General features: G+C 63.3%; 9 protein-coding genes. 6 read left to right on the top strand and 3 right to left on the bottom strand.

The window, feature by feature from the left end:
- Positions 1 to 208 precede the first annotated feature (208 nt).
- A complete protein-coding gene (gshA, locus tag HH213_RS11775; RefSeq protein ID WP_169112368.1) occupies positions 209 to 1822 on the top strand; it encodes a glutamate--cysteine ligase in 1614 nt (537 codons plus the stop codon).
- Positions 1823 to 1829: 7 nt separating this feature from the next.
- The gene (locus HH213_RS11770) at positions 1830 to 2873 is read left to right on the top strand and encodes a histone deacetylase family protein (protein ID WP_110846137.1); all 1044 of its coding nucleotides are present in this window, start codon (positions 1830 to 1832) and stop codon (positions 2871 to 2873) included.
- A gap of 75 nt (positions 2874 to 2948) precedes the next feature.
- Here the strand turns inward: HH213_RS11770 and HH213_RS11765 are convergent, their stop codons facing one another.
- Positions 2949 to 5348, bottom strand: a complete 2400-nt coding sequence (locus HH213_RS11765) for a PepSY domain-containing protein (protein ID WP_169112367.1) — start codon at positions 5346 to 5348, stop codon at positions 2949 to 2951.
- A 130-nt stretch (positions 5349 to 5478) separates the two neighbouring features.
- The gene (locus HH213_RS11760; protein ID WP_169115123.1) at positions 5479 to 7158 is read right to left on the bottom strand and encodes a methyl-accepting chemotaxis protein; all 1680 of its coding nucleotides are present in this window, start codon (positions 7156 to 7158) and stop codon (positions 5479 to 5481) included.
- 143 nt (positions 7159 to 7301) lie between these two features.
- On the opposite strand from HH213_RS11760, the gene HH213_RS11755 reads away from it, so the two are divergent.
- Complete coding sequence (locus HH213_RS11755; RefSeq protein ID WP_169112366.1) at positions 7302 to 8630, top strand: amidohydrolase; 1329 nt, start codon at positions 7302 to 7304, stop codon at positions 8628 to 8630.
- A 4-nt stretch (positions 8631 to 8634) separates the two neighbouring features.
- On the opposite strand, the gene HH213_RS11750 is transcribed toward HH213_RS11755, so the two are convergent.
- On the bottom strand, positions 8635 to 9501 hold the full coding sequence (locus tag HH213_RS11750; RefSeq protein ID WP_169112365.1) for an SDR family oxidoreductase: 867 nt from the start codon (positions 9499 to 9501) through the stop codon (positions 8635 to 8637).
- A gap of 105 nt (positions 9502 to 9606) precedes the next feature.
- Between HH213_RS11750 and HH213_RS11745 the strand changes: the two genes are divergently transcribed.
- The 3 genes from HH213_RS11745 to HH213_RS11735 all read left to right on the top strand — a co-directional run bounded on the left by HH213_RS11745 (position 9607) and on the right by HH213_RS11735 (position 11664).
- Entirely contained in the window at positions 9607 to 10503 is an 897-nt protein-coding gene (locus HH213_RS11745; protein ID WP_169112364.1) for a LysR family transcriptional regulator, read from the top strand.
- 187 nt (positions 10504 to 10690) lie between these two features.
- Entirely contained in the window at positions 10691 to 11116 is a 426-nt protein-coding gene (locus tag HH213_RS11740; protein WP_110846126.1) for an organic hydroperoxide resistance protein, read from the top strand.
- A 95-nt stretch (positions 11117 to 11211) separates the two neighbouring features.
- The gene (locus tag HH213_RS11735) at positions 11212 to 11664 is read left to right on the top strand and encodes a GNAT family N-acetyltransferase (RefSeq protein ID WP_110846125.1); all 453 of its coding nucleotides are present in this window, start codon (positions 11212 to 11214) and stop codon (positions 11662 to 11664) included.
- Positions 11665 to 11671: the final 7 nt, after the last annotated feature.

The raw sequence follows: 11671 nt of genomic DNA, 5'->3' as shown, positions 1-11671 counted from the left end.
GATTATGAGTAGCTTCAAATGGATTACAAAATTTTCCTGTTTGCCAAACGTTCTGTCCGGTGTGGCAAATGCGGAGGTCGGTTGGCGCACCGAGAAAAAGCAGCGCTTTTTGTTAAAATGCTCTTCTTGCCGCCTTTCGGCGAGTTCAGCCAATATCGGTTACTCTCTGCACCAATAATTTATTCGCTGCACCAGAAAGGATTTCAAATTGCCAACTCTTTTGACACGACGCCTGGCCTTGCTGGCCGAAGAAAAACACCGCGCCGTGCTGGCAGGCGGGCTGCGGGGCATCGAGCGGGAGACCTTGCGCGTGGACCGCGCCGGGCATCTGGCGCACACCCCGCATCCGGGCGCTCTGGGGTCGGCATTGACGCATCCGCAAATCACCACCGATTACGCCGAGACGCTGCTGGAATTCATCACCCCCGCTGAAAAAGATATTGGCGTCACGCTCGCCAAGCTGGACGGCATCCACCGCTACGCCTACAGCAAGCTGGGCAATGAGCTGCTGTGGAGCCAGTCGATGCCGTGCACGCTGCCGGCTGAAGAAGACATCGAGATCGCCTGGTACGGCACCTCCAACCTGGGCACGCTCAAGCATGTCTACCGGCGCGGCCTGGCGCTGCGCTATGGCAAGGCGATGCAGTGCATCGCCGGCATTCACTACAACTACTCGCTGGACGAACGCCTGTGGCGCGTGCTGGCCGAGCAGGAAGCCAAAGAACAGCCCGACGGCAAGCGCCTGACGCCGCGCGCCTTCCAGTCGGAAGCCTACCTGGCCACCATCCGCAACTTCCGCCGCTACAGCTGGCTGCTGATGTATCTGTTCGGCGCCTCGCCGGTGTTGTCGTCCGGCTTCCTGCGCGGTCGTCCGCACAAGCTGCAAACACTGTCGGCCGACACGCTGTACCTGCCGTACGCCACCAGCCTGCGCATGAGCGACCTGGGCTACCAGAACGATGCGCAATCGGGCCTGAGCCCGCACGAGAACTGTCTCGACAGCTACGTGGCGGCGCTGACCAAGGCCGTCAACCAGCCGTACGAACCGTACGCCAAGCTGGGCACCAAGCGCGATGGCGAATGGATACAGCTGAGCACCAACGTGCTGCAGATCGAAAACGAGTACTACTCCACCATTCGTCCCAAGCGCGTGATCCAGACCGGCGAACGGCCGATCCAGGCGCTGTGCGCGCGCGGCGTGCAGTACATCGAAGTGCGCTGCATGGACGTCGACCCATTTGAACCGGTGGGCATCAGCGAAACGGCCGGCCGCTTCCTCGACGCCTTCCTGTTGTTCTGCGCACTGGAAGAAAGCCCGCAGATCACGCCCGAACAAAGCGCGCGCTACACCGAGAACTTTGCCCGCACCGTCAAGGAAGGCCGCCGTCCGGGCCTGACGCTGCACAACGGCGACGCCGAAGTGCCGCTGCCGGTATGGGGCGCCGACCTGCTGGAACGCATTCGTCCCGCCGCCGCGCTGCTCGATACGCTGCGCGGCGACAGCATCCACGGCGACGCGCTGGCGGCGCAGTCGCTCAAGCTGAACGACCCGACGCTGACGCCATCGGCCAAGGTACTGGAAGCGCTGAAATCGCACGGCGACTCGTTCAACGCCTTCGCGCTGGCGCAAAGCGAACAGCATGCGGCCTACTTCCGCAGCCATGCGCCAAACGCCGAGGAAGCCGCCTACTTCGACGGTCTGGCCGCCGTCTCGCTGGCCGAACAGGCCGAGATGGAAGCCGCGCCGCAATCGAATTTCGACGACTACGTCGCGGCCTACCGCAACAGCAACTTGTGCCAGTCGAAGCAAGGCGCTGACTGACCTTCCGATGCTCACCTTCTACAACGAACTGCACGCGCAGCACAAAGGGCGCCACGAGATGTATCGCGGCGAACTAGTGCCCTGCTTTGAAAAGCCGGAGCGTGCGGATGCGGTGCTGGCGGAACTGGGCCGGCGTGGCCTGGGCCGCATCGTCACGCCGCATGGCGTGCCGCTGATGTCACTGGAGCGGATTCATACCCCGCGCTATTTGCAGTTTTTGCGCGGCGCCTGGAACGAATGGGTGGCGCTCGATCCGGCCAATGCCAAAAAGGACGCGTTTCCGTCGGTGTGGCCGGTGCGCACGCTGCGCAGCGATATCGAACCGGAGAATTTTGCCGCGCGTATGGGCTTGTACTCGATGGACAGCGGCACGCCGCTGACCGCCGGCACCTGGACCGCCGCCAAGACCGGCGCCGATTGCGCGGTGAATGCGGCGCATGCGCTGCGGCTGGGCGAGCGCGGCACGTTTGTGTTGAGCCGTCCGCCCGGCCATCATGCCGGCGCGGATTTTTTCGGTGGTTCCTGCTTTCTGAATAACGCCGCGCTGGCGGCGCAGCATCTGCTGGATGACGGCGCGCGCAAAGTCGCCATCATCGACATCGACTACCACCACGGCAACGGCACGCAAAGCATTTTCTACGGCCGCGACGACGTGCTGTTCATCTCGATCCACGCCGACCCGCGCGGCGAATACCCGTTCTACCTTGGTCACGCGGATGAACGGGGCCAGGGCGCGGGCATGGGCTACAACCTGAACCTGCCGCTGGCGGCGGGCAGCAGCGCGCAGGCGTGGTTCTCGGCGCTGGAGACAGCCTGCATCCGCATCGGCAGCTTTGCGCCGGATGCGCTGGTGGTATCGCTGGGCGTGGACACGTTTGCCGGCGACCCGTTCTCCCGCTTCAACCTGCAAAGCGCCGACTACCTGAAAATCGGCGAACGCCTGGCCTGGCTGAACGCCCCCACCGCCTTCATCTTCGAAGGCGGCAACGTCGTCAAGGAACTCGGGGTGAACGTGGTGAACGTGCTGGAAGGCTTCGAGACAGCGTTGTAGCGGCCCCTGAACCCGCACGGCGACGGCGATCCGGGGTCTGACCCCGTACGGGGTCAGACCCCTTCGCTTGAGGGGTCAATATACATCGCGGCGGTAGCGGCCATCTTCCGCCAGCTGCTCCAGTTGCGCGCGGCCGATGATGTCTGCCAGTGCGTCATCCACGCCGCCCGCCATGCCCTGCAAGCTGCCGCAGACGAAGATCACCGCGCCATCCGCTATCCACTGGCGCAGCGTGTCGGCGCGCTGTTGCAGGCAATCCTGCACATAGCCGCCGCCAGTAACGTCGCGTGAATACATCAGATCCAGCTCCGGCAGGAAGCCCTGCGCGCGCCAGCCTTTGATCTCGTCCGCGCAAATGGCGTCATGCGCCTGTTGACGTTCGCCGAAAATCAGCCAGTTGCGCTGCGCCCCTTCCAGCACCCGCGCGCGCAGATGCGAACGCAGGCCGGCGATGCCCGAGCCATTGCCGATGTAGATCGCCGGCGCCGGCTGCGGATACGCGTCAAACGACGGATTGGCGATCAGGCGCACGCGCACTTCGTCACCGATCGCCGCTTGGTCGGTCAGCCAGCCGGAGGCCAGGCCGAGTCCGCGCTCACACTGCACCTGGCGCACCACCAGCTGCAAGCTGCCGTCCTGCGGCACCGATGCCAGCGAGTAGCGGCGCGGCGTCGCATCCACGCCATAATGTCCCGGCCAGATATCCACCAGCGCACCCGGACGCCAGCCATCGCCGATGTCGCCGCCCAGCGTAATCTCGTACAACGGGAAGCCGATGCTGCCCGGATTGAGCAGCACGCGCTGGTCCAGCCGCCAGCTGACGTAATCGCTGTCATCGGCGGCAGCGCTCAGTGTCACCTCCCCTGCATCAGCCGCGCCTTCGCCCATCAAGCCGCGCAGCGCATTGCCCCAGCGCGCCAACGCGCCGGCGTCGCCGTTATCCATTTCAATCATTGGATGCAGCGGCTGCGCACCCATGAAACTCAGGCGCTGATCCAGCGTGCGGCCAAAGCCGCAGAACTGCGCGTAATTACGGTCGCCCAGCGCCAACACGGCGTACTGCACATGCTGGAGTTCTTCCTTGGCCGCATGCAGCAGACGGCTGAAGCGGCGCGCACTGTCCGGCGCTTCGCCTTCGCCAAAGCTGCTGGCGACGAACAGCGCGCGGCGGTATTTGCCCAGCTGCGGCAGCGTCAGTTTTTCCAGCGAATGCACATGCACCGCCACGCCGGCTTTTTGCAGCGCGGCCGCACTTTGCAGCGCCAGGCGTTCGGCCTGGCCGGTCTGGCTGGCATACGCCATCAACACCGGATCATCCTGCACTAAGCCAGCCAGCGCTGAAGCGGCAAACTGCGCGCGCTCGGCGCGGGCGATGCGTTTCTGCTTGCGGCGATTCAGATACAGCATCCAGCCGGTGATGCCAAAGCCGGGCAGCGCCAGCGCGGCGATGAACACGATCAGTTGGCCCACCACGCCGAAGTAGGTGCCAAGGTGCAGCGGATAGATGGTCGATTGCAGACGCGCGCCGACCGGCTTGTCCGCATACAGCTCACTCTTCAACAGCGCACCGGTTTGCATATTGATCGCCATGCTGCTGCGCGCACGCACGTGCGGCGCATCCTTGGCCACCCACAGGATTTGCAGCGGCGCGTTGGCGCGCTCCGGCGGTCGCAGGAAGGCCATCTGCCAGTTCGGCGCGGTCTGTTGGAAGGTGGTCCAGCTTGGCGTCAGGTCGGCCGGTTCGGCCTTGGGCGGCTTGGCCGCTTTTGGTTTCGGCGCAGCCGCTTCGCGCGGCGGACGCAGGGTGCCCATCCAGCCATCCGCCATGTCGCGGATCGGATCAAAGGCCCAGTACACGCCGGACACGGTAAACACCATGAACACCACCAGCACCCACGTACCCGCCACCGAGTGCAAGCCCCACAGGAAGGAACGGCCCTTCATGCGCGTATCGAAGGTCAGCCAGGTGCGCCAGTCCCATACACGGCGCGGCCAGCGCAGATACAGGCCGCTCAGCGCAAGCCCCATCAGGCAGAACGCCAGCACGCCGCTGACCATCTTGCCCGGATCGCGCGGCAGCAGCAGGAAGCGGTGCAGCTGTTCGGTCCACTCGAAGAAGCCTTCGTACTTCAGCTCCGGCAGCAGCGCGGCGGTGTAGGGATTGAGATAAATCGTTTCGCCTTTGCGCTCGCCCGGCGCTGGCGCCAGGCCGATGCGGGCACTGGAGCCCGGCGTATCGTAGAGGATGATGCTGGTGACGCGTTCGTGCGGCTTCAATGCGCGCGCGGCCAGCGCAAACTGCTGCGGCGCCAGTACCGGCGCGCTTTGCACGGCCACAGTGCGCACGCCGGGATTGAGCGCATCCAGGATCTGCTCGCGGAAAGCCAGCGTGGCGCCGCTCAGGCCGATCACCATCAGGACCGTGCCGGCGGTAATGCCGACAAACCAATGCAGCTGGAACCAGAGCTTTTTCACAGGTCCACCCGCGCGTTCAGTTTAACGGCAGGCGGAGCAAGGAAAGGAGGCAGATGGCGCATGGCATTGATCGGTAAGAAGAATGCCAGCGATTTTACATGTAATGAGAATGATTATCAATTAATGAAAATCAGAATTCTTCCCAGTCGTCGCTGGCCTGCGTGGTCTTTTTGACAGCTTTGGCGGCGACCGGACGCGCCGTGCTCAACTGACGCGGCGCCGGCGCCTTGCGGGCGAACACCGGCGCGGCCTTGGCCGGGGCGTTGATCTTGAACACGCCGACCGCTTCGGCCAGGCGGGTAGCCTGTTCCTGCAGCGAACCGGCGGCAGCGGCGGCCTCTTCCACCAGCGCGGCATTCTGCTGGGTAGCCTGGTCCATCTGGCCGATGGCGCCGTTGACCTGCTCGATGCCGCCGGTCTGCTCCTGGCTGGCACTGGTGATCTCGGCCATGATGTCGGTGACGCGGCGGATGCTGCTGACCACTTGTTCCATGGTCACGCCGGCAGTGTCCACCAGCTTGGCGCCGGCATCCACATTGCTCACCGAGGCGGTGATTAGTTCCTTGATTTCCTTGGCGGCGGCGGCCGAGCGCTGGGCCAGCGTACGCACCTCGCTGGCGACCACGGCGAAGCCACGGCCCTGCTCGCCGGCACGGGCGGCTTCCACGGCGGCATTCAGCGCCAGGATGTTGGTCTGGAAGGCGATGCCATCGATGACCGAAATGATGTCGACGATCTTCTTCGACGACTCGTTAATCGCGCTCATGGTGGTGACCACTTCGCTGACCACGGCGCCGCCCTGGGTTGCCACTTCCGATGCGGCGATGGCCAGCTGGTTGGCCTGGCGCGCGTTGTCGGCATTCTGGCGCACGGTGGTGGTCAGTTCTTCCATCGAGGCGGCGGTTTCTTCCAGCGCACTGGCCTGCTGCTCGGTGCGCGACGACAGGTCCAGGTTGCCGGCGCTGATTTCATGCGATGCGGTGGCAATGGTGTCGGTACCAACGCGTACTTCGCTGACGATGCCCACCAGGCTGTCGTTCATATTGCGCAGTGCGCGCAGCAGCTTGCCGGTCTCGTCGTTGGTGCGGGCGTCGATCACGTGTGTCAGGTCGCCGGCGGCCACCGTTTCCGCCACCGTGACGGCGTCCTGGATCGGCCGCACGATGCCATGCGTCAGCAGCCAGGACAGCACGGCGCCGATCGCCACTGCGATCACGCTCAGCACCACGATCAGCATGCGGCTGTGGCTGGTGTTGTCGTCAATGGCGCGGGCGGTGGCGTCGATGCTGTCGCGCTGCATCGTCACCAGCTGTTGCAGCAGATCTTGATACAGCTGCGCGGCCGGGGTGAATTTCTGGTCCAGGATGCGCGCTGCTTCCTCGGCATTGCCCTCGCCCTTGGCCTTGACGGCGCCGTCGCGCGACGCGCTGTAGGCCTTGCGCTGTTCCAGGATCCGGGCGAACAGCTCGTGTTCCGGACCGGTTTCCGCGATCAGCGGCTCGATGCCCTTGAGCAGCTCAGCCGCTTTCTTGACCGATTCGGCCGAATCGGCCTTGAAATAGGCGCCCAGCGACGGGTCTTCGCTCTTGACGATGGCCGCGGTGCGGCGGATCGAGGCGAAATTGAGGCTATACCAGTCGGTAATCATACGCTCCTTGGTGAGCGGCGCAGCCATCATGGTGCGGGTCGAATCGCCGACCTCCGCCAGGCGCCACACACCGACCACGGCGATCAATACCGTCATCGCCAGAATGAGGAAAAAGCCTAATCCCAGGCGTTTTCCAATATTGAAATTCGAGAGAAATCCCATCATTGCCGTCCTTTTGCATATGCTTAACTGAATATATATGATTTTACGCTAACCAATTCTCCAAAGAAACAATAAATTCATTTATGTAACATTTGCTTGTAAAATTTATCGCGTCCTTCCTCAACCCTGAAGCGAGTTCCTCCATGAAATCTCCCCGTTTATTCCGCCGCACGCTGCTGGCTGCCTGCCTGATTACCGCCGCCACCAGCCAGGCCGCATCGTTGCCCGCCCCGTTGGCGGCCCAGCTGACCGCCGATTACCCCAAACTGGCCAGCTTCTACCAGGACCTGCACGCGCATCCCGAGCTGGGCTTCAACGAACGCGAAACCGCCGCCAAGCTGGCCGAGCGCGCCAAGGCACTGGGCTTTGACGTGACCACCGGCGTGGGCGGCACCGGCGTCGTCGCGATCCTGCGCAACGGACCCGGCCCGACCGTCATGCTGCGGACCGAAATGGATGCGCTGCCAGTGCTGGAGAAAACCGGCCTGTCGTTTGCCAGCTCGGTCACCACCAAAAACGCCGCCGGCGACACCGTGCCGGTGGCCCACGCCTGCGGCCACGACCTGCATATGTCGGCCTGGTATGGCACGGCGAAACTGTTGTCGGAAAATCGCAAGGCCTGGAGCGGCACGCTGATGCTGGTCGGCCAGCCGTCGGAAGAGCCGCTGAACGGCGCCGCCGCCATGCTGAAGGACGGACTGTTCACGCGCTTCCCGAAACCGGACTACGCGTTGTCCATGCATGACGACGCCAGCATGGCTTCCGGCACCATCATGTGGCATGCCGGCGCCTTCCGCGCATCGGCCGACACCGTCACGATCACCATGTTTGGCCAGGGCGGCCACGGCGCCGTGCCGCATGAAACGCGCGATCCGGTGGTAATGGCGGCGCGCCTGGTGCTGGCGTTGCAGACCTTGGTGTCGCGCGAGAACAATCCGCTGGACCCGGTGGTGATCACGGTCGGCAGCATCCAGGGCGGCACCCAGGCCAATATCGTGCCGGACCAGGTCAAGCTGGCGCTGACCGTGCGCACCTTCCGTCCAGAAGTGCGCCAGCGTGTACTGGCCAGCATCGCCCGCGAAGCGCGCGGCGAAGCCATCGCAGCCGGCGCGCCGAAAGAACCGCTGGTGGACATTAAGCCAGGCACGGATTCGGTCTACAACGATCCTGAACTGATGGCGCGCGCCATCAAGGCGGTGGAAAAAGCCGTCGGCCCGGAGTTTGTGAAAGAGATGCCGCCGAAGATGACGTCGGAAGACTTCGCCATGTACGGCCAGCAGCCGGGTGTGAAAGCGCTGCTGATCCACGTCGGCGCGGTGGACGCCGACCGTCTGGCAGCAGCGAAGAAAGCCGGGCAGCCACTGCCCGGCACCCACTCGCCGCAATGGGCGCCAGACCTGCAGCCGACCTTGATGAACACCATCAAGGCCGAAACCGCGATCCTGCTCGACCTGATGCCGCCGAAGCGCTAAGCGCTTACTGCGCTGCGATCGCAGAGGCGAATTCGCGATAGGTGTGCAAGGGGCGGCCGAGCAGCGTGGTCAGGCGCTCCTGGTCGCCCGCTTCCGGCAGCAGGCCATCGCTGACAAAGCGCTCGGCCATCAGGCGCATTTCATAGGCCATCCACTTCGGCATGAAGGTGGCCAGGTTCTGCTCGAAGCCGCTCGGGTCATCGCCGCCATAGACGACCGGGCGTCCCAGTACCTCGGTCCAGATTGCCGCTAACGCCGAACCGGTCAGCGTGTCCGGGCCGACCAGGTTGATGATCTGGTTCGGCAACTTGCCGGGCGCCTGGTCTCGGCGGATCAGCTCGATCGCTGCCACCTCGGCGATGTCACGCACATCGATCATGGCAATCCCCGTGCCACCAATCGGCATCGGATACACGCCGTGGTTGACGATGACGTCCTTAACCATGTGGTCGTTGTCGATGAAGTACGCCGGCCGCAGTATCGTAGCGCTGAAACCCATCTGTTCGATCATGCGCTCGGCGCCCAGCTTCACCGCGAAGTGCGGCACGTTGGCGAAGCGGTCGCTGTGCAGTACCGACAGATAGACCACGCGCTCGACGCCGCAAGTGCGCGCCATGTTCAGCGTGATCAGCGCCTGGGTGAACTCGTCGCCCGCAACGGCGTTGAGCAGAAACAGCGTGTTGACGCCTTCAAACGCAGCACGCAGGGCGTCGAGATCGAGCAAGTCGCCTTGCACCACCTCCACGCTGGCGGGAAACGCGGTTTTCGATGGATCGCGCACCAACACGCGCACTGCCGCGCCGCGTTGAACGAGTTGCTGAACGACTTGGCTGCCGACGCGGCCGGTGGCGCCTGTAACGAGGATGGTCATGGTATTTCTCCTTGAGGTACGGTTGAAAGATGAGTCCATGTTAGCCGTCTCGCAATCGGTCCGAAAGCTGCTATATTGAGACACTTCGTCTCACTGGTGGAACATATGGATTTACTTGCTCTCACGGACTTCAACCTGGTCGCCAGGCATGGCGGCTTCGGCAAGGCAGCGCGTGCCACCGGCCGGCCCAAGGCCACCTTGTCGCGCCGGGTGGCGGAACTGGAGACCAGCCTGGGCCTGCGCCTGCTGGAACGCGGCGCACGCACCCTGAAACTGACCGAGGAAGGCCGCGCGCTGCACGAGCGCACCGGCGCATTGCTCAGCGAAATAGAAGAAGCGGCCACCGACATTGCCGCCGGTGCCACTACGCCACGCGGGCGACTGCGCATCAGCGCACCGCTGTTGTTTTCGCAGACGGCGATGGGCAAGCTGGCCGCCGAGTTCGCGCTGAAGTATCCGCAGATACGCCTGGAAGTGACGACCGAGGATCGCCCGGTGGACATGGTGGAGGAAGGCTACGATCTGGTGATCCGCGTGAATCCGGATCCGGATGCAACTCTGGTGGGGCGCATCTTCGTGCGCGACCGTCTGGTGGTGGTAGCCGCGCCGCAGATGCCCCGGCCAGCAAGTGATGATGAGCCGGTCCCGGCCGTGGTGCGCGGCGCCAATGGCGATGAGACGTTGTGGCAGGTTAGCGTGGCCGGTGACAGTGCACGAATCGCGGTCCAGCCCGTCCTTCAACTCTCATCGCTGCTGATGGTGCGCGACGCCGCACGCGCAGGCGCCGGCATCGCCACGCTGCCGGTCTCACTGGTGAACCATGATCTTGCCGCCGGCACACTAGCCCATTGGGGCGACATCGAAGGCTCCGAGATCGCCTTGTGGACTCTATATCCATCACGCCGCCTGCTAAGCAACCGCGTCTCCGCCTTCCTCGACTTCATCAAACAAGCCTTCCCCCACGGCACACCGGACGAACTGGCGGCTTACAGCACGCGATGAAAATCGCTGTTACAAACCGATACAAATATAGCTTGCTATTAAATCGTGTGCTATGTATAGTGTGTACATGGGCGCTGCAAATAGCGCGAGTTGTAGTAGATTAGCAAGCTATACTCCCGAATGGTAGGTAGTAAGCGATTGAATAGCCAACTAAACTTAACGGTATCACTCACTGAAAGGAAATATCATGTCGCTCGAAAAAGTCCTCTACACTGCACACGCTAAAACCACTGGCGGCCGCGAAGGCCAATCGGCCTCGTCGGATGGTCACCTGTCCGTCAAACTGAGCACCCCGAAAGAACTCGGCGGCGGCGGCGGTGAAGGTACCAACCCAGAACAACTGTTCGCTTCCGGCTACGCAGCCTGCTTCATCGGCGCCATGAAATTCGTCGGCGGCCGTGACAAGATCGCCATTCCAGCCGACCTGTCGGTGGAAACCGCCGTCGGCATCGGCCCACTGCCTACCGGCTTCGGTATCCAGGTTGAGCACAAAATTTCGCTGCCAGGCATGGACCGCGAAACCGCGCAGAAACTGGTCGACGCAGCGCACATCGTCTGCCCTTACTCGAACGCCACCCGTGGCAACATCGACGTGACCCTGACCATCGTTTAAGCGATTCAGCGCCACACCCGGCAAAGGCCGGCCCTCTTCGGAGGCGCCGGCCTTTTTCACATACAATCAATGCTTTGATCTTAACGAGACGCGCAATGATTGAGTGGCACTGGCTGGCTTTTGACGACATTCCCCGCAACGACTGGTATGAAGTGCTGCGCCAGCGGCAGGCCGTCTTCATCCTCGAACAAACCTGTTTGTATCCGGATATCGACGGCTGCGATCCGGTCTGCCATCACCTGATGGGCTGGCGCGAGATCGACGGCCAGCGCACGCTGGTGGCCTATTTGCGCTGCGTGCCGCCGGGCGTGAAGTTTGACGAGATGTCGCTGGGCCGCGTGCTGACCACGCAGGCTGGTCGTGGCACAGGCGTAGGCCGCGAGCTGCTGGCCAAGGCGATTCCATTGTCCGAGAAGCTGCATCCAGGCTACCGTTTCCGCATCGGCGCACAGGCGCACCTGGAAAAATTCTACGGCAGCTTCGGCTTCGAGACGGTGACCGCGCCGTACGATGAAGACGGCATCATGCACGTGGATATGGTGCGCTGATTCTGGT

The organism is Duganella dendranthematis (assembly GCF_012849375.1).
Lineage (GTDB): Bacteria > Pseudomonadota > Gammaproteobacteria > Burkholderiales > Burkholderiaceae_D > Rugamonas > Rugamonas dendranthematis.
The sequence above is the reverse complement of the archived record's forward strand: the minus strand, read 5'-3'. Positions and strand labels throughout refer to the sequence as shown.

Bases quoted from the DNA above. Each gene is read 5' to 3' on its own strand.
- HH213_RS11770 (WP_110846137.1), top strand. From the start codon at position 1,830: ATGCTCACCTTCTACAACGAACTGCACGCGCAGCACAAAGGGCGCCAC.
- HH213_RS11760 (WP_169115123.1), bottom strand. From the start codon at position 7,158: ATGGGATTTCTCTCGAATTTCAATATTGGAAAACGCCTGGGATTAGGC.
- HH213_RS11755 (WP_169112366.1), top strand. From the start codon at position 7,302: ATGAAATCTCCCCGTTTATTCCGCCGCACGCTGCTGGCTGCCTGCCTG.
- HH213_RS11750 (WP_169112365.1), bottom strand. From the start codon at position 9,501: ATGACCATCCTCGTTACAGGCGCCACCGGCCGCGTCGGCAGCCAAGTC.
- HH213_RS11745 (WP_169112364.1), top strand. From the start codon at position 9,607: ATGGATTTACTTGCTCTCACGGACTTCAACCTGGTCGCCAGGCATGGC.
- HH213_RS11740 (WP_110846126.1), top strand. From the start codon at position 10,691: ATGTCGCTCGAAAAAGTCCTCTACACTGCACACGCTAAAACCACTGGC.
- HH213_RS11735 (WP_110846125.1), top strand. From the start codon at position 11,212: ATGATTGAGTGGCACTGGCTGGCTTTTGACGACATTCCCCGCAACGAC.